At 72.8% G+C, this 18,182-nt stretch carries 13 protein-coding genes and 1 pseudogene; 10 read left to right on the top strand and 4 right to left on the bottom strand.

The genetic code is table 11. The annotated features are described in order from the left end of the window. The first annotated feature begins 58 nt into the window (after positions 1-58). The 8 genes and pseudogenes from LIV37_RS12750 (at position 59) to LIV37_RS12715 (ending at position 9,173) form a co-directional block, all read left to right on the top strand. Positions 59-1,264 (top strand): inositol-3-phosphate synthase, encoded by a 1,206-nt coding sequence (locus LIV37_RS12750; protein WP_373920613.1) that lies wholly within the window; start codon positions 59-61, stop codon positions 1,262-1,264. After that, positions 1,261-1,995 (top strand): annotated as a pseudogene (locus tag LIV37_RS52565) (SCO3242 family prenyltransferase); the annotation flags it as partial. The gene LIV37_RS12750 and the pseudogene LIV37_RS52565, both read left to right, overlap by 4 nt. A gap of 995 nt (positions 1,996-2,990) precedes the next feature. Then, entirely contained in the window at positions 2,991-3,893 is a 903-nt protein-coding gene (locus LIV37_RS12740; protein ID WP_020867523.1) for a sugar phosphate isomerase/epimerase family protein, read from the top strand. Further along, positions 3,887-4,621 carry an EboA domain-containing protein gene (locus tag LIV37_RS12735; protein ID WP_020867522.1) on the top strand — a complete coding sequence of 245 codons (735 nt, stop codon included), beginning with the start codon at positions 3,887-3,889 and terminating at the stop codon, positions 4,619-4,621. The genes LIV37_RS12740 and LIV37_RS12735 overlap by 7 nt, the downstream gene beginning before the upstream one ends. Further along, positions 4,621-5,505, top strand: a complete 885-nt coding sequence (locus tag LIV37_RS12730; RefSeq protein ID WP_020867521.1) for a TatD family hydrolase — start codon at positions 4,621-4,623, stop codon at positions 5,503-5,505. The genes LIV37_RS12735 and LIV37_RS12730 overlap by 1 nt, the downstream gene beginning before the upstream one ends. A gap of 10 nt (positions 5,506-5,515) precedes the next feature. After that, positions 5,516-6,694, top strand: a complete 1,179-nt coding sequence (gene eboE / locus LIV37_RS12725; protein WP_020867520.1) for a metabolite traffic protein EboE — start codon at positions 5,516-5,518, stop codon at positions 6,692-6,694. After that, the gene (locus LIV37_RS12720) at positions 6,691-8,130 is read left to right on the top strand and encodes an alkaline phosphatase family protein (RefSeq protein WP_020867519.1); all 1,440 of its coding nucleotides are present in this window, start codon (positions 6,691-6,693) and stop codon (positions 8,128-8,130) included. Before eboE ends, LIV37_RS12720 begins: the two co-directional genes overlap by 4 nt. Further along, a complete protein-coding gene (locus LIV37_RS12715; protein ID WP_020867518.1) occupies positions 8,127-9,173 on the top strand; it encodes a sugar phosphate isomerase/epimerase family protein in 1,047 nt (348 codons plus the stop codon). The genes LIV37_RS12720 and LIV37_RS12715 overlap by 4 nt, the downstream gene beginning before the upstream one ends. A 22-nt stretch (positions 9,174-9,195) precedes the next feature. Here the strand turns inward: LIV37_RS12715 and LIV37_RS12710 are convergent, their stop codons facing one another. The 4 genes from LIV37_RS12710 to LIV37_RS12695 form a co-directional block, all read right to left on the bottom strand. Beyond that, the gene (locus tag LIV37_RS12710; protein WP_121825533.1) at positions 9,196-10,587 is read right to left on the bottom strand and encodes an OFA family MFS transporter; all 1,392 of its coding nucleotides are present in this window, start codon (positions 10,585-10,587) and stop codon (positions 9,196-9,198) included. Between the two features lie 227 nt (positions 10,588-10,814). Next, positions 10,815-12,950, bottom strand: a complete 2,136-nt coding sequence (locus LIV37_RS12705) for an acetate--CoA ligase family protein (RefSeq protein ID WP_020867516.1) — start codon at positions 12,948-12,950, stop codon at positions 10,815-10,817. Positions 12,951-12,952: 2 nt separating this feature from the next. Beyond that, complete coding sequence (frc, locus tag LIV37_RS12700) at positions 12,953-14,200, bottom strand: formyl-CoA transferase (protein ID WP_020867515.1); 1,248 nt, start codon at positions 14,198-14,200, stop codon at positions 12,953-12,955. A 12-nt stretch (positions 14,201-14,212) separates the two neighbouring features. Further along, positions 14,213-15,928 carry a thiamine pyrophosphate-binding protein gene (locus tag LIV37_RS12695; RefSeq protein ID WP_020867514.1) on the bottom strand — a complete coding sequence of 572 codons (1,716 nt, stop codon included), beginning with the start codon at positions 15,926-15,928 and terminating at the stop codon, positions 14,213-14,215. A 199-nt stretch (positions 15,929-16,127) separates the two neighbouring features. Here LIV37_RS12695 and sucC point away from each other — a divergent pair, with 199 nt between their 5' ends. Both sucC and sucD read left to right on the top strand, forming a co-directional pair. Beyond that, positions 16,128-17,252: an ADP-forming succinate--CoA ligase subunit beta gene (sucC, locus tag LIV37_RS12690; RefSeq protein ID WP_020867513.1), complete on the top strand. Its 1,125-nt coding sequence runs from the start codon at positions 16,128-16,130 to the stop codon at positions 17,250-17,252. A 12-nt stretch (positions 17,253-17,264) separates the two neighbouring features. Then, the gene (gene sucD, locus LIV37_RS12685; protein WP_020867512.1) at positions 17,265-18,161 is read left to right on the top strand and encodes a succinate--CoA ligase subunit alpha; all 897 of its coding nucleotides are present in this window, start codon (positions 17,265-17,267) and stop codon (positions 18,159-18,161) included. Positions 18,162-18,182: the final 21 nt, after the last annotated feature.

Below are 18,182 nucleotides of genomic sequence, written 5' to 3'. Positions count from 1 at the left end.
CCTCGGCCACGCCCGCCCGACCACACCACCCCTACGCCACGACCGGACCGGCGCCGCCATGCGGATCCGCGGAGCCCCGAACCATCTGCGCAACCCACGCCCAGCCCCCGGGAGGCAGCCAGTGACCACCCGTCCCGACGACATCACCCCACTCCGCGACGCACCCCGTACGGGGGTCTGGCTCATCGGCGCCCGCGGTTCGGTCGCCACCACCGCCGTGGCGGGCTGTGCCGCCGTCGCCGGGGGGCTGCAGCCGGCCACCGGAATGGTCACCGAGACCGCGGCGTTCGCGGACAGCGGCCTGCCCGCGCTCGCCGACCTCGTCTTCGGCGGCCATGACACCGCCGCCACCCCGCTGCCCAAGCGGGCCGAGGCGCTGGCCGCCGACGGGGTGCTGCCGCACGGGCTGCCCGCCGCCGTACGCGGCGAACTCGCCGCCGCCGACGCGGCCGTCCGCCCGGGCGGGCCACAGCCCGGCGACGGCCGCGGCGAGGAGGAGCTGATCGCGGCCTTCGCGGCCGACCTCACCGAGTTCCTCCGTACGCACGGCCTCGCCCGCGCCGTCGTCGTCAACGTCGCCTCCACCGAAGCGGCCCCGGAGGACGTCGGGACGCTGCCGCCCAGCTCCCTCTACGCGGCCGCCGCGCTGCGCGCCGGATGCCCGTACGTCAACTTCACGCCCTCCACCGGGCTCCACCACCCCCGGGTGCGCGAGCGGGCCGAGCGCTCCGGGCTGCCGTACGCGGGGCGCGACGGCAAGACCGGGCAGACGCTGCTGCGGTCCGTCCTCGCGCCGATGTTCGCCCAGCGGGCGCTGGCCGTACGGAGCTGGTCCGGTACGAACCTCCTCGGCGGCGGCGACGGCGCCGCCCTCGCCGACCCGGGCGCCGCGGCCGCCAAGAACGCGGGGAAGGCGCGGGTCCTCTCCGACACCCTCGGCGAACTCCCCGACGGCGAACTGCACATCGACAACGTGCCCGCGCTCGGCGACTGGAAGACCGCCTGGGACCACGTCTCCTTCGAGGGCTTCCTCGGCTCGCGGATGGTCCTCCAGACCATCTGGCAGGGCTGCGACTCGGCCCTCGCCGCCCCGCTCGTCCTCGATCTGGCCCGGCTGACCGCCCGCGCCCATGAGTGCGGCCTCACCGGACCGCTCCCCGAACTCGGCTTCTACTTCAAGGACCCGGACGGCGGCCCGGCCGCCCTCGCCGACCAGTACGCGGCGCTCATCGGCTTCGCCGGGCGGCTGCGGGGCCGGTCGTGACGGCCGAGGCGGGGGAACGGGGGCCCCTCGGCAAGTGGGGCGACTGGGCCGAACTCCTCAGGGTCTCGGCCCTGTTCACCGTGCCGGGTGACGCCCTGGCGGGCGCGGCCGCGGCCCGGCGCGGCCCCAACCGTGGCACGGCGCTCGCGGTCTGCGCCTCGCTGTGCCTGTACGAGGCGGGCATGGCGCTCAACGACTGGGCCGACCGGGACATCGACGCCGTGGAGCGCCCCGGCCGCCCGCTGCCGTCGGGCCGTATCGCCCCGGCCGCCGCGTTGACCGCCGCGACCGGGCTGACCGCCGCCGGACTGCTCTGCGCCGCCGCCGCGGGCCGTCCGGCCCTCACCACGGCGACGGCCCTGGCGGGCACGGTGTGGGCGTACGACCTGGGGCTGAAGAACACGCCCGCGGGCCCGCCCACCATGGCCGCCGCCCGCGCGCTGGACCTCCTCCTCGGCGCCACGGCCTCCGCCGGGCACATACGCCCGGCCCTCCGCCCGGCCGCCCTCCTGGGCGCCCACACCCTCGCGGTGACCACGGTCTCCCGCCACGAGGCGGTCGGCGGCTCCTCAACGGCCCCTCTCGGCGCCCTCGCGACGGGAGCGGCGATCGCCTGGGCCGCCACCAGGCGCCCGGCGCCCGCTTCGGAGCGTGGTCCTGAAGCGGGCCACGGCGCGCCGGTCGCGGGTGCGAACGGTGCCACCACGCCGAGCCGCCGCGGCACTCCGGCAGGTGACCCGGCCACCGGTGGTGCCGCCGCGGCCCTCACGAGGGAGCTCTCCCGCGCGGGCCTGCGCCGCGGTGGTCCGGCTCGGCGACTCGCCGGGGCCCTGGCCGCCCCGGCTCCTTCGGGCCGGGGCAACCGCCCCGGTCGGCGGTGGGTCCCTCGGCGCGCCCTCGCACAGCTGGGCCGCCTCCCGGCCGTGGGCCGCGTGTCCAGGTCGGGGCGAGGCCCCTCTGGGGGCGCGGCCGTTGGCCGGACGGTCACCAGCATGCGGAGCCGGAGCGCGGCGGCGCGGCACATGGCCGCCACCGTCCGGGCGGATGCGTCGCCCAAGGCCGCCGCGTCCGCCCCGGCCGTCGTCCAGGGCGCCGTGGCCGCCGTGACTCAGGGACTTGCCCATGCCCGGCGCACGGGCGCGGGCGCACGGCGCGGCGGTCCGGCGGCGCGACTCGTCGCGGCGGCTACAGCCGCCACTCGACACGCCGCCCCGCCGGGCGGCACACGTGCCGGGGCCGCGATGCCCCGGCGCACCGGGATCCCCTCGCCCGGCGCGGCGGTCAGCCGCTTCGCGGCCGTCGTCCAGCGCACCACGGCCGCAGTTACCCACGAGCTCGCGCGGGGCAAGGGCGTACGGGCAGGGCGCGGTGGTCCGGCGAGGCGGCTCGTTGCGGCGGCCACCGGTGGCGGCCCGCCGGACGGGCCGCGTGCCGGGGCAGGGGCGCCCCTGACCATCCCCTCGCGCGGCGCGGCGGTAAGCCGCTTCGCGGCCGTCGCCGGGGTCGCCCTCGCGGGCGGGTATGTGGCCACGGTCGCCCGGCCGTTGGCGCACGCCGCGCTCAACCCGTCCCCGTACCTCCTCCAGCGTGCCGTCGGCAGCGGCATCCGCGCGATGATCCCGCTTCAGGCCGTACTCGCCTCCCGCGCCGGGGCGCACCGTACGGCCGCGGGGCTGCTCGCGCTCATGCCCGTCGCCCGACGGCTGTCGAGAAAGGTCAGCGCGACATGAGCCGTACCGGCGACCCCGGCCGCCCCACCCCGGAACCCCTCCGCTTCGCCTACGGCACCAACGGTCTGACCGACCTGCGCCTGAGCGACGCCCTCGCCCTCCTCGCCGACCTCGGCTACGACGGCGTCTCGCTGACCCTCGACCATATGCACCTCGACCCGCTCGCCCCGGACCTCGCCGCCCGCACCCGCCGCGTGGCCCGCGAGCTCGAGCGGCTCGGCCTCGGTGTCGCGATCGAGACCGGCGCCCGGTATGTGCTCGACGCCCGGCGCAAGCACCACCCCACCCTGCTCGACCCGGACCCCGAGGCCCGTGGCGCCCGGGTCGGTCTGCTGCTGCGGGCCGTGCGGGTGGCGGGAGACCTCGGGGCCCCGGCCGTGCACTGCTTCAGCGGGGTGCTGCCGCCCGGTGAGTCCGGGGAGACGGCGTGGCGGCGGCTGGCGGACGCCCTCGGGCCGGTGGTCGTGGCCGCCGGGGCGGTGGGCGTCTCCCTCGCGATCGAGCCGGAGCCGGGGCATCTCCTCGCCGACCTTGCCGGTTTCCACCGGCTGCGCACGGCGCTCGGCGATCCGGCCGCCCTCGGCCTCACCCTCGACATCGGCCACTGCCAGTGCCTGGAACCCGACCCGCCCGCCGAGTGCGTCCGGGCGGCGGCGCCCTGGGTGCGGCATGTGCAGATCGAGGACATGCGGCGCGGGGTGCACGAACATCTGCCGTTCGGCGAGGGGGAGATCGACTTCCCGCCGGTCCTGGAGGCGCTGCGCGCGGCGGGGTACCGGGGACTCGTCGGCGTCGAGCTGCCCCGCCACTCCCACGCCGGTCCCGAACTGGCCCGCGCCTCCCTGCGGTTCCTCAAGGACGCCGAACGGGCCGCGAACGAGGGAGGCGTCCGATGCTGACCGTGACCGAACTCCGCGCCGCCGTGGAGCGGCGCCTGGACGAGGCGGGCCGCGTCTGGCTGGAACAGGCGCTGACGGACGCGGCGAAGACCGGGCCGCTCCCGGACGCTCCCGGCCCCGCCCGCTGGGAGCTGGACTTCGCCTCCGCGGGCCGCCACGTCCGCGCCCCCCGACCCGTCGCCCACGACCGCGCCCCCCGACCCGCCGCCGACGACCTCGCCCCCGGACCCGCCGCCGACCTCGCCCCCCACGACCTCCCCGACGCCGCCCGCGTCCTCATCCTCCACGCCGCGCGCGCGGACGCGCCCACCGTCGCCAGGCTGTACGCGCATGGCACGGGCGCCGAGCGCCGGGCCGTGCTGCGGGCGCTTCCGCGTCTCGCGCTCTTCGCCGGGGCCGACGCCGTGCCGCTCGTCGAGGACGCCCTGCGGACCAACGACACCCGGCTCGTGGCCGCCGCCGTCGGGCCGTACGCCGCCCGGCACCTCCCTCCGCACAGCTGGCGGCAGGCCGTGCTCAAGTGCCTGTTCACGGGAGTGCCCCTCACCGCCGTGGCCGACTGGGAGCGGCGGGCGCGCGGCGACGGCGAGCTGGGCCGCATGCTCGGCGACTACGCCCATGAGCGCACCGCCGCCGGGCGCCCCGTGCCCGGCGATCTCGACCGCGTACTGGCCATGACCCGCGCCCTGCCCGGCGCGCCCCGCGCCCTGACCCGCGAGGAGTCCTGATGCGCATCTTCGATCCCCACATCCATATGACCTCCCGCACCACCGACGACTACGAGGCCATGTACGCCGCGGGGGTGCGCGCCCTCGTCGAGCCGTCCTTCTGGCTCGGGCAGCCCCGCACCTCGCCCGCCAGCTTCTACGACTACTTCGACTCCCTCCTCGGCTGGGAGCCCTTCCGGGCCGCCCAGCACGGGATCGCCCACCACTGCACCCTCGCCCTCAACCCCAAGGAGGCCAACGACTCGCGCTGCACCCCCGTCCTGGACGAGCTGCCGCGCTATCTCGTCAAGGACGGCGTCGTGGCCGTGGGCGAGATCGGCTACGACTCGATGACCCCCGCCGAGGACACCGCCCTCGCCGCCCAGCTGCAGCTCGCCGCCGACCACGGGCTGCCCGCCCTCGTCCACACCCCGCACCGCGACAAGCTGGCCGGGCTGCGCCGCACCCTCGACGTCGTCGGGGAGTCCGCGCTGCCCCCGGACCGGGTCCTGGTGGACCACCTCAACGAGACCACCGTCAAGGAGGCCAAGGACAGCGGCTGCTGGCTGGGCTTCTCGGTCTACCCCGACACCAAGATGGACGAGGAGCGGATGGTCGCGATCCTGCGGGCGTACGGGCCCGAGAAGGTCCTGGTCAACTCCGCCGCCGACTGGGGGAGGAGCGACCCGCTCAAGACCCGGCGGGTCGGCGACCTGATGCGCGCCGAGGGGTTCAGCGAGGACGACGTCGACCTCGTGCTGTGGCGCAACCCGGTGGCGTTCTACGGGCTCAGCGGCCGCCTGGACCTGGACCTCGACACCGAGGAGACCGCGGCCACCGCCACCCACGAGGGCAACTCCATCCTGCGCGGCGGCGCCCCGGCCGCCGCGCCGACGGAACGGTGAGGAGGACCCCATGCGCTTCCGCCACCCCGACGGCTCCACCGTCCACCTCGCCTACTGCACCAACGTCCACCCCGCCGAAGACCTCGACGGCGTAGTGGAGCAGCTCCGGCTGCACTGCGAACCGGTCCGCCGCCGCCTCGGCCGCGACCGGCTCGGCATCGGCCTGTGGCTGGCCCGCGACGCCGCCCGCACCCTGAGCGCCGACCCCGCCGAACTGCGCAGACTGCGCACCGCGCTGGACACCCGCGGCCTTGAGGTGGTCACCCTCAACGGCTTCCCGTACGAAGGGTTCGGCGCCCAGGAGGTCAAGTACCGCGTCTACCAGCCCGACTGGACCGATCCGGAGCGGCTGGAGCACACCACCCATCTGGCCCGCCTGCTGGCCGCGCTGCTCCCCGACGACATCGCGGACGGCTCCGTCTCCACCCTGCCGCTGGCCTGGCGCACCCCCTTCGACGCCGAACGGGCCCGCGCCGCCCGCCGCCACCTCACCACCCTCGCCCAGCGGCTCGACGCCATCCAGGAGCTCACCGGCCGTTCCGTCCGCATCGGCCTGGAGCCCGAGCCGGGCTGCACAGTGGAGACCACCGCGCAGGCCATCGAGGCGCTCACCGCGCCCGGCGGCCCGCCCCTGGACCGCGTCGGGATCTGCCTGGACACCTGCCACCTGGCGACCCAGTTCGAGGATCCGCACACGGCCACAGGCGCGCTCACCGCCGCCGGGGTCCCGGTCGTCAAGGCACAGCTGTCCGCCGCGCTGCACGCCGAGGACCCGGAGCGGCCCGCCGTACGGGAGGCCCTCGCGGCCTTCGCCGAGCCCCGCTTCCTCCACCAGACCCGCACCCGGGCCCCCGGGGGCGGCGTCACCGGCACCGACGACCTCGACCAGGCGCTCGCGGGCGGGCTGGCGGACACCGCGCCCTGGCGGTCGCACTTCCACGTACCGCTGCACGCCCCGCCCGAACCCCCGCTCACCTCCACCCTCCCGGTGCTCACCGACGCCCTGGCCCGTCTCGTCGGCGGGCCGGCCCCGCTGACCCGCCACCTCGAAGTGGAGACCTACACCTGGCAGGCGCTCCCGCCCGAGCTGCGCCCCCGCACCCGCGACCGGCTCGCCGACGGCATCGCCGCCGAACTCGCCCTCGCCCGCGACCTGCTGACCGACCTCGGCCTCAAGGAGCTGCCATGAGCGACCTGAGCCACCGGAGCGACAGGAGCGACAGGACCGGCCCCACCCCCCTCCTCGTCCTCGACGTCGTCGGGCTCACCCCCCGGCTGCTGGACCACATGCCCCGCCTCAAGGCCCTGGCCCGCTCCGGCTCCCGCGCCACGCTGGGCACCGTGCTGCCCGCCGTCACCTGCGCCGCCCAGTCGACGTTCCTCACCGGCACCACACCCGCCGAACACGGCATCGTCGGCAACGGCTGGTACTTCCGCGAGATGGGCGAGGTGCTGCTGTGGCGGCAGCACAACGGACTGGTGGGCGGCGACAGGCTGTGGGACGCCGCCCGCCGCGCCCACCCCGGCTACACCGTGGCCAACATCTGCTGGTGGTACGCGATGGGCTCGGACACCGACATCACCGTCACCCCGCGCCCCGTCTACTACGCCGACGGCCGCAAGGAGCCGGACTGCTACACCCGGCCCCCCGCCCTGCACGACGAACTCACCGCGAAGCTCGGCACCTTCCCCCTCTTCCACTTCTGGGGGCCGGGCGCCGACCTGGTCTCCTCGCAGTGGATCATCGACGCCACCCGCCACATCCTGCGCACCAGCCCCACCGATCTGGTGCTGACCTACCTTCCGCACCTGGACTACGACCTCCAGCGGTACGGCCCCGACGACCCCCGCGCCCACTCCGCCGCCGCCGAACTCGACACCGCCCTCGGCCCGCTGCTCGACGACGCCACCGCCCGTGGCCGTACCGTCGTGGCGCTGTCCGAGTACGGGATCACCCGGGTCTCCCGGCCGGTGGACATCAACCGGGCGCTGCGCCGCGCCGGGCTGCTCGAAGTGCACACCCAGGACGGCATGGAGTACCTCGACCCCGGCGCCTCCCGCGCCTTCGCGGTCGCCGACCACCAGCTCGCCCATGTGTATGTGCGCCGCGCGGAGGACCTGGACGCCACCCGCGCCGCCCTGGCCGGGCTGCCCGGCATCGCCGAACTCCTCGACGACGAGGGCAAGAAGGCCCACGGCCTGGACCATCCCCGCTCCGGGGAACTGGTCGCGGTGGCCGCGCCGGACGCGTGGTTCACGTACTACTACTGGCTCGACGACGCCCGCGCCCCCGACTTCGCCCAGCTGGTGGAGATCCACCGCAAGCCCGGCTACGACCCGGCCGAACTGTTCATGGACCCCAAGGACCCCTATGTGCGGGTGCGGGCCGCCACCGCGCTGGCCCGCAAGAAGACGGGGATGCGCTACCGCATGGCCGTCGTCCCGCTCGATCCGTCCCCGGTGCGCGGCAGCCACGGCCGCCTCCCGGACCGCGAGGAGGACAGCCCCGTCCTCCTCTGCTCCCAGCCCGGCGCGGTGAGCGGCCAAGTGGCCGCCACCGACGTCAAGAACCTGCTCCTCAGCCTCGCCGGCCTGACGAACGCAACCGAAGGAGACACCCCGTGAAGAGGGCCCAGGACAACCCCGAACTCGCCGAGACCCTCCGCCGCCGCAGATTCCTCGGCGTCGCCGCGGGCGCCACGGCCGCCGGTCTGCTCGGCACCGGCACCGCCGCGGCCGCCCAGACGGGCGGCGCCACCGCCGCGTCGGCCCAGCACGGCCGGGGCGGCCCGCTGGTGCCCCGCGGCCACCTCGGCATCCAGCTCTACACCCTCCGCGACCAGGTGCAGTCCATCGGCTTCGCCGGTGTCTTCGAGGAACTGGCCCGGTACGGCTACGACCAGGTGGAGTTCGCCGGATACACCCAGGGCACCGGCGACATCACCCTCAAGCAGCTCAAGCGGCTGATGCGGGACAACGGGCTGCGCGGTATCGGCAGCCACGTCGGCTACTACTCCGACGACCCCAAGGCGTACACCTTCGCCACCAACCTCACCCAGGTCCTCGACGACGCCGAGGCGCTCGGCCTGCCGCATGTGGGCACCGCCTCCGGGCCCTGGCGCTACGGCTCCACGGTCGACGGCTGGAAGCGCTGCGCGGAGGAGTTCAACACCTACGGCGCGGCGGCCAAGGCGCGCGGGATGAAGTTCTACCAGCACAACCACGCCGAGGAGTTCTCCTTCGCCACCGACCGGCCGGACGTCCGCCTCTACGATGTGCTGCTCGCCGAGACCGACCCCGAACTGGTCCACCTGGAGATGGACATCTACTGGGCGTACGTGGCCCAGTACCGCTTCGGAAGGAAGGCCGACGGCTCCCCGGCGCCCTTCGAGCCGCTGACCTACGTCCTGCGGGCCCCGCACCGCTATCCGCTCTTCCACGTCAAGGACGGGGAGCACGACGAAACCGTCCCCGACGGCTACCGGATGGTGGACGTCGGAGACGGTGACATCGACTACCGCCGCTTCCTGAGCGCGGTGGGCAAGACCCATGGCGGGCGGCGTGACCACCACTGGATGGTGGAGCACGACCAGCCCGCCGATTCGCTCACCACCGCCCGCCGCTCCGCTCGCTATCTGCGGTCGTTGCGCTGCGGCGGACGGGGCTGAGCGAGGGTCCCGCGCGGCCGGGCTAGACGGCCTCGCGGCTGATCGGCTGCGGGTTCGGGGCGATGTCCCGGACCCGCGGCCGGCCGGGCTGCCGCAGCAGCAGGGCCACCCCGGCCGCCACCATGGAGATGCCTCCGGCGAGCGCGTACGCGCCGTCGTAGCCCCAGGAGTCGACCACCATCGAGCCGAGGCCGCCGCCGAACAGCCCGCTGATCAGCTTTCCGCTGTACACCAGGCCGTAGTTGGTGGCGTTGTAGTTCTCCCCGAAGTAGTCCGGGGTCAGCGCCGCGAACATCGGGTAGAAGGCGCCGCCGCCGAACCCGGAGAGGAAGGCGAAGAAGAGGAACAGCACCTCGTTGTGGATGTCGCCGGCCCAGATCACCCCGAACTGGGCGAGGCCCAGCACCACGATGACGAAGACCAGCGTCGTCTTCCGCCCCCACAGGTCCGAGAGCCAGCCGACCACCCCGCGTCCGACACCGTTGATGACGGACATGATGCCCATGGACGAGGCCGCCACCAGCGGGCCGAAGCCCACCTCCTTGGCGTAGTCGACCTGGAAGGAGATGCCGAATATGGACACTCCCGCGGTGAGCACCAGGGAGAACCACATCAGCGGCAGCATTCCGGTCCTGATGGCCTCCTTGGGCGTGTACTGCCGCACCGCAGGCGGGTTCTTCGCCAGGCTCGCCGCGCTCTTGGCGTTGCCGGCGTAGCTCAGCGGGTCGATGTCGGCGGGCCACCAGTTCTTCGGCGGGTCCTTGAAGAACCAGGCGCAGACCGCCACGATGATCAGCACATAGACCCCGATGAGGTCCAGGACCTCGTCGAAGTTCCCGGTGTCGAACCAGTAGTTGAAGATGAAGATGAACGGCAGCGCGCCGTAGGCGAACCCTCCGTTGACGAACCCCGTCTTCGCGCCGCGCCGCTCCGGGAACCACTTGCCCACCATGTTGATGCAGGTGGCGTAGACGAACCCGGAGCCGAGGCCCCCGATGACACCGAAGCCGACGATCGCCGCGAAGACGTTGTCGAGGTGCGAGAGGGCCAGGAAGCCGATCAGACACAGCCCCGAACCCAGGAACATCGCACTGCGGGCGGTCAGGATCCCCTTCTCCCGCAGCCATCCGGCCGGGAAGGCGATGCCCGCCTGGAAGAACACCCAGACGCTGAGGATCCAGAAGGTGTTGCTCTGGGTCCAGCCGTGCGCCTCCGAGAGCGTGTCCTCCGCCGAGCCGTACGCGTACTCGGACACGCTGATGGCCATCATCGCGATCCACGGCAGATAGACCATCAGCTTCCGGCTGTGGCCCAGGATGTCGCGGTCGGTCTCGCCGATGCGATACGTACGTCCCTTGCTGTCCTGCACTTCACGGAAGGGGAGGACCCCTTCCGGCTGTTCTGCTGTGCTCATGTCGTCCCCTTGGCTTCGAAGGAACCCGGCCAGCGCCCCCTGTCCAAACTCTTCGTGCTCCGGGAAACGCGGGTTGCTATGCGGATCGGTGGAAGTCGGTCGCGGTTCGGTGGCGCCCCGAAGGGGCGCGGGGCCGTGTCGATATGCGGCTCCGCCACGCGGGCGCGACCAGCCACGACGGTGCCGCAGACGATCGACGGCAGGTCGGGGCACTTCCAGCGGAGCGCTTAGGTGAGCAACCCCGCCGACCTGGCCCAGCGGTACTTGGCGCCCAGGACGGCCACCGGCTTCTCGGTGGTGTACGGATAGGCCACGACCCCGCGCTCGAAGAGGTACGCGCACGCCTCCTCGACCTCGGTGTCGCCCGCGAGCGAGGCCACCACCGGTTTGGCGATGCCCCGGGCGCGGAACTCCTCGACGACCCGCGCGGTCAGCTCGGCGAACACCATCGGCGGTGTGACGATGGTGTGCCAGTAGCCCAGGACCAGGGCGTGGATCCGTGGATCCGCCAGGCCCAGCCGGATGGTCGCCTCGTAGGTGGACGGCGGTTCGCCGCCGGTGATGTCCACCGGGTTCCCGGCCGCGCCGAACGGCGGGATGAAGCGGCGGAAGGCGGCGTCCAGATCCTCGGGGATCTCCATCAGGGACAGTCCGTTGTCGACGATCGCGTCCGACAGCAGCACCCCCGAGCCCCCGGCGCCGGTGATGATGACGACGTTGTCGCCCTGGGGTGCGGGCAGCACGGGCAGCGCCCGCGCGTACTCCAGCATCTCGCCCAGGCCCGGCGCCCGGATCACCCCGGCCTGCCGCAGGATGTCGTCGTAGACCGCGTCGTCCCCGGCCAGCGCGCCGGTGTGGGACCCGGCGGCCTTGGCGCCCGCGGCCGTACGGCCCGCCTTGAGGACCACCACCGGCTTCCGGGGCACCGTGGCACGTGCCGCCTCCACGAAGGCCCGGCCGTCCTTGAGGTCCTCCAGGTGCATCGCGATGCACTGGGTGCGGTCGTCCTCACCGAACCAGGTGAGCAGGTCGTCCTCGTCCAGGTCCGACTTGTTGCCGAGGCCGACGATGGCCGAGACACCGGTCTTGGTCGTCCGGGCGAAGCCGAGGATGGCCATCCCGATGCCACCGGACTGCGAGGTGAGCGCCACCGGCCCCTTGACGTCGTACGGGGTGCAGAACGTGGCGCACAGATCCTGCCAGGTGGAGTAGTAGCCGTAGATGTTGGGCCCCAGCAGCCGCACCCCGTGCTCCTCGGCGATGGCCACGATCCGGTCCTGGAGCTCGTGTTCACCGGTTTCGGCGAAACCGGACGGGATCAGCACCGCGTTCGGGATGCCCTTGCGGCCGACCTCCTCCAGCGCGGCGGGCACGAACTTCGCGGGGATCGCGAAGACCGCCACGTCCACCTCGCCGGGGACGTCCGTGACGGTCTTGTACGCCTTGCGGCCCAGGATGTCGTCGGCCTTGGGGTTCACCGGGTGGATCTCGCCGGGGAAGCCGCCGTCGATGAGGTTGCGCATCACCGAATTGCCGATCTTCCCCTGCTCGTTGGAGGCGCCCACCACCGCCACCGAGCGCGGCTGCATCAGCCGGCGCATCGAGCCCAGGATCTCCTCGCGCGAGTAGCGGCGGCGCGTCCGCGGGGCCGGATCCCCGATCAGCAGCCGCACATCGGCGGCGAGCACCCCGCTCGCGGTGGCGAACACCGGGTTGAGGTCGACCTCGGTGATCTCGGGGAAGTCCGCCACCAGCCGGGAGACCCGCACGATCAGATCGGCGAGCGCCGCGCGGTCCACCGCCTCCCCGCCGCGCACCCCGCGCAGCACCTCGGCGGCGCGGATCCCGTCCAGCATCGACAGCGCCTCGTCCTCGGTCGCCGGGGCCAGCCGGAAGGTGATGTCCTTCAGCACCTCCACCAGCACCCCGCCGAGCCCGAACGCCACCACCTTCCCGAAGGTGGGGTCGGTGACCGCGCCGACGATGACCTCCTGCCCGCCGTCCGGGACCATCTGCTGCACCTGGACGCCCTGGATCCGGGCCTTGGCGTCGTAGCCACGGGCGTTGTCGACGATCGTGGTGAACGCGCTCCGCACCTCGGCGCAGGACGCCAGCCCCACCCGCACCCCGCCCGCGTCGGTCTTGTGCAGGATGTCCGGGGACACGATCTTGAGGACGACGGGGAAGCCGATCCGGTCGGCGAGCGCCACCGCCTCGTCGGCGGTCTCCGCCAGCCCCTCGGCCGGGGTCGGGATGGAGTACGCGTCGGTGATCCGTTTCCCCTCGGGGGCGGTCAGCGCCGTGCGCCCCTCGGCGCGGGCGGCGTCCAGCACCGCGCGCACGGCATCGTTGTCATACGTCACCGTCAGATCACTCCGTTCGTCTTGAGCAGCCGCACTTCCTCGTCGCCGAGCCCCAGCTCCCCGACGTACACCTCTTCGTTGTGCTCACCCAGCAGCGGGGAGCGCTCGACCCGGACCGGGGAGTCGGAGAGCTTCAGCGGGGAGCCGACCGTGGTGAAGGCGCCGCGCTCGGGGTGGTCGACCTCGACGATCATCTCGTTGGCCGCGAGCGACGCGTCCTCGACGATCTCCTTGGTGGACAGGATCGGCCCGCACGGGATGTTGTGGGCGTTGAGCTGCTCCAGCACCTCCCACTTCGGCAGCGTGCTGGACCACTCCTCGATCAGCTGGAACATCTTGGCCAGCTTCGGCAGCCGCGCCTCGGGCGAGGCCCACTCCGGGTCATCGGCCAGCTCGGGGCGGCCGATCAGCCGGGTGATCGGCTCCCAGCCGACCGGCTGCACGATGACGTAGACATAGTCGTTGGGCCCGCCGGGCGCGCATTTGACCGCCCAGCCGGGCTGGCCGCCGCCGCTGGCGTTGCCGCTGCGCGGCACCTCGTCGCCGAAGTCCTCGTTCGGGTACTCGGCGAGCGGCCCGTGCGTCAGCCGCTGCTGGTCGCGCAGCTTCACCCGGCACAGGTTGAGCACCGCGTGCTGCATCGCCACGTTGACCCGCTGGCCGCGCCCGGTGTGGGTGCGCTGGTAGAGCGCGGCGAGGATGCCCGCCACACAGTGCACTCCGGTGCCGGAGTCGCCGATCTGGGCCCCGGTGGCCAGCGGCGGGCCGTCCTCGAAGCCGGTCGTGGACATCGAGCCGCCCATGGCCTGCGCGACCACCTCGTACGCCTTGAACTTGGTGTACGGGCCGTCGCCGAACCCCTTGATCGAGGCGTAGACCAGCCGGGGGTTGATCTCCTGGATGCGCTCCCAGGAGAACCCCATGCGGTCCACCGCGCCCGGACCGAAGTTCTCCACCAGGACGTCGCTGCGGCGGATCAGCTCGGTCAGGAGCTCCTTGCCGCGCTCGCTCTTGGTGTTCAGGGTGATGCTCCGCTTGTTGCAGTTGAGCATCGTGAAGTAGAGCGAGTCCACGTCCGGGAGGTCGCGCAACTGCTTGCGGGTGATGTCGCCGGTGACGTTCTCCAGCTTGATCACATCCGCGCCGAGCCAGGCGAGCAGCTGGGTGGCGGAGGGACCGGACTGCACATGCGTCATGTCGAGGACGCGAATGCCCGACAGAGCCTGATTGGCCTCGAGAGCCTGGGACATGGTGGCGCCTCCCTACTTGTACATGGTCTGGTTCATGGTTCCGGGGGCGTACGCGTCCGGGTCCACCCAGACGTTGATCAGCGACGGCTTGCCGGACTCCCGGGCGCGGCGCAGCGCCGGGCCGATGTCCGCCGGGTCGCGGACCTCCTCGCCGTGGCCGCCGAGCATCCGCGCGAACTGGTCGTAGGGCACATCGCCGAGGGTGTTGCCGACCCGCTCGCGCTCCTCGCCGTACTTGGCCTTCTGGCCGTAACGGATCTGGTTCATCGAGGAGTTGTTGCCGACGATGCCGACGAACGGCAGGTCGAAGCGGACCAGTGTCTCGAAGTCCCAGCCGGTCAGGGAGAACGCGCCGTCGCCGAAGAGCGCCACCACCTCCTTGTCGGGGCGGGCCTGCTTGGCGGCCATCACGAACGGCACCCCGACGCCGAGCGTCCCCAGCGGGCCCGGGTCCATCCAGTGGCCGGGCGACTTGGGCTGGACCACCTGACCGGAGAAGGTGACGATGTCGCCGCCGTCGCCGATGTAGATCGAGTCCTCGGTGAGGAAGTCGTTGATCTCGCTGACCAGGCGGTAGGGGTGGATGGGGGAGGCGTCCGACCGGAGGTTGGGCAGCCGCTTCTCGAGCGCCGTCTGCTCGGCGGCGCGCAACTCGTCCAGCCACTCCTTGCGCTTGCCCGCGCCCCCGTTACTGTGCCTTATGGGGGGTACCCCCCCAAACCCCCCTAGCCCCGAGGCTGCCTGGGTGACGGCGGAGAGGATCAGCCCCGCGTCGCCCACGATGCCGAGGTCGATGTCCCGGTTCTTGCCGACCGTGCGGTAGTCGAGGTCGATCTGGACCACGGTGGCATCGGGGGAGAGCCGCTTGCCGTAGCCCATCCGGAAGTCGAAGGGCGTGCCGACGATGACGATGAGGTCGGCGTTGGAGAACGCGTAGCGGCGGGAGAGCTGGAAGTGGTGCGGATCGCCGGGTGGCAGGGTGCCGCGCCCGGCGCCGTTCATGTACGCGGGCACGTTCAGGGTGCGCACCAGCTCGGTGGCCGCGCCGGTGGCGCGGGTGGTCCACACCTGACTGCCCAGCAGGATCGCCGGCCTCTCGGCCTGGACCAGCAGATCGGCCAGCTTCTGGACGGACTCGGGGTCGCCGGCGTTGCGGGTGGAGGCGCGGTAGTGCCCGGCCTGCGGGACGCGCGCCTTGTCCACCGGCACCTTGGCGTCCAGCACATCGCGCGGGATCTCCAGGAAGGAGGGGCCGGGAGCGCCGTGGAAGCACTCGCGGAAGGCCATGGAGACCATGTCGGCGGCGCGGGCGGTGTCCGGGACGGTGGCGGCGAACTTGGTGATCGGCGCCATCATGTCCACGTGTGGAAGGTCTTGGAGGGAGCCCATCTTGTGCTGGTTGTGGGCGCCCTGGCCGCCGATCAGCAGCATGGGTGACTCGGCGCGGAAGGCGTTGGCGACGCCGGTGACCGCGTCGGTGGTGCCCGGGCCGGCGGTGACGACGGCGCAGCCGGGCTTGCCGGTGATCCGGGCGTAGCCGTCGGCGGCGTGGGCGGCGACCTGTTCATGGCGTACGTCGATGACATCGATGCCCTCGTCGACGCAGCCGTCGTAGATGTCGATGATGTGGCCGCCGCAGAGGGTGTAGATGACCTCGACGCCTTCTGCCTTGAGTGCTTTGGCGACCAAGTGCCCGCCGGAGATGAGGTCCTGGCTGTCGTCGGGCATGGCGAATCGCGTCCCTTCGTAGGGGTTCGGTGCTGCCTCGCGGATGGATCGCTGGATTGCATACAGTCGACGTTATCCTGTATGAACTTTGTTATCCCACCATCGGCCGAGCGATGTCCAGGGGGCGTGCACCACTCGTTGAATCCAGCGCTGGATCAAGCGCTGTTGACGGGCCATCAGGGAGCACAGGGAGCGGGCAATGGACCTGTACGAACATCAGGCACGGGAACTCCTCCATCACAACGGTGTCTTGGTGCCGAGGGCGGAGGTCGTGGACACGGCCGAGGCCGCCCGCGCGGCCGCCGAACGGCTCGGCGGACGCGTCGTCATCAAGGCCCAGGTGAAGACCGGAGGCCGGGGCAAGGCGGGCGGGGTGAAGCTCGCCGACGACCCGGCCGCGGCCGAACTGACCGCACGCCGGATCCTCGGCATGGGCATCAAGGGCCACACCGTCCACCGCGTGATGGTCGCCGAACCCGTCGAGGTGGCACGGGAGATGTACCTCGGCTTCACCCTCGACCGGGCCGCGGGCCGCTTCCTGGCCATCGCCTCCGCCGAGGGCGGTATGGAGATCGAGGAGGTCGCGGCGCGCCGCCCCGAGGCGGTGGCCCGGATCGCCGTCGACCCGGCCGGGGGAGTGACCGAGGCGAAGGCCGCCGAGATCGCCGCCGCCGGGGGACTGCCGCGCGAGACGACCGAGACCATACGACGGCTGTGGACCGTCCTGACCGCGCACGACGCCCTCCTCGTCGAGGTCAACCCGCTGGTGGTGACCCGGGACGGTGCGATCGTGGCCCTGGACGGAAAGGTCACCCTGGACGGCAACGCCCGCTTCCGGCAGCCGTCATGGGACGCCGCCGACGACCGCGCCCGGGACCCGCTGGAGGCCCGGGCCGCGGCCGCCGGGCTCGGCTATGTGAAGCTGGGTGGCCAGGTGGGCGTCATCGGCAACGGCGCGGGCCTGGTGATGTCCACCCTGGACGTCGTCGCGGGCTGCGGCGCCCGCCCCGCCGACTTCCTCGACATCGGCGGCGGCGCCTCCGCCCAGGTGATGGCCGACGGTCTCTCCCTCGTCCTCGACGACCCCGATGTGCGCTCCGTTCTGGTCAACGTCTTCGGCGGCATCACCGCCTGTGACGCGGTGGCCGACGGCATCGTGCGCGCACTGGACACCGTGACCCTCACCAAACCGCTGGTGGTCCGGCTCGACGGCAACAACGCCGCACGTGGCCGGGCCATCCTTGGCCAATTGGCTCATCCACTCGTCCACCAGGCCGACACCATGGACGGCGCCGCCGCGCGCGCCGCCGAACTCGCCGCGTAGGGGGCGCACATCATGGCCATCTTCCTCACCAAGGACAGCAAGGTCATCGTCCAGGGCATGACCGGCGCGGAAGGCATGAAGCACACCCGGAGGATGCTCGCCGCGGGCGCCGATATCGTCGGCGGGGTCAATCCGCGCAAGGCCGGGACCCGGGTCGACATCGACGGCCGTACGGTGCCCGTCTTCGGCTCCGTACGCGAGGCCATGGACACCACCGGCGCCGATGTGAGCGTCCTCTTCGTCCCGCCGCCCCACGCCAAGGCCGCCGTCACGGAGGCCGCCGACGCCCGGATACCGCTCGCCGTCGTCATCACCGAGGGCATCCCGGTCCATGACGCGGTCGCTTTCCAGGCGTACGCCCGGGCCCGCGCCACCAGGGTCATCGGCCCGAACTGCCCCGGACTGATCTCCCCGGGCCAGTCCAACGCCGGGATCATCCCCGCCGACATCACCAAGCCGGGCCGGATCGGGCTGGTGTCCAAGTCCGGCACCCTCACCTACCAACTCATGTACGAGCTGCGGGACGTCGGCTTCTCCACCTGCGTGGGCATCGGCGGCGACCCGGTCATCGGCACCACCCACATCGACGCCCTCGCCGCCTTCGAGGCCGACCCCGACACCGACCTGATCGTGATGATCGGGGAGATCGGCGGCGACGCGGAGGAGCGTGCCGCGCGGTACATCGCCGACCGCGTCACCAAGCCGGTCGTCGGCTACATCGCGGGCTTCACCGCCCCCGAGGGCAGGACGATGGGCCACGTGGGCGCCATCGTCTCCGGCTCCTCGGGCACCGCGGCGGCCAAGAAGGCGGCGCTGGAGGCGGCGGGCGTGAGCGTGGGAGCGACCCCCACCGAGACCGCCGGGCTGGTATTGGCCCTTCTGGCCGAAACACCCGGCAACCTCGCGTGATGTGAGCCATACCCGGTCCGC

Origin of the sequence: Streptomyces rapamycinicus NRRL 5491 (genome assembly GCF_024298965.1) — a bacterium.
Classification (GTDB): Bacteria; Actinomycetota; Actinomycetes; order Streptomycetales; family Streptomycetaceae; genus Streptomyces; species Streptomyces rapamycinicus.
This window is presented reverse-complemented; position numbering and strand designations above follow the sequence as displayed.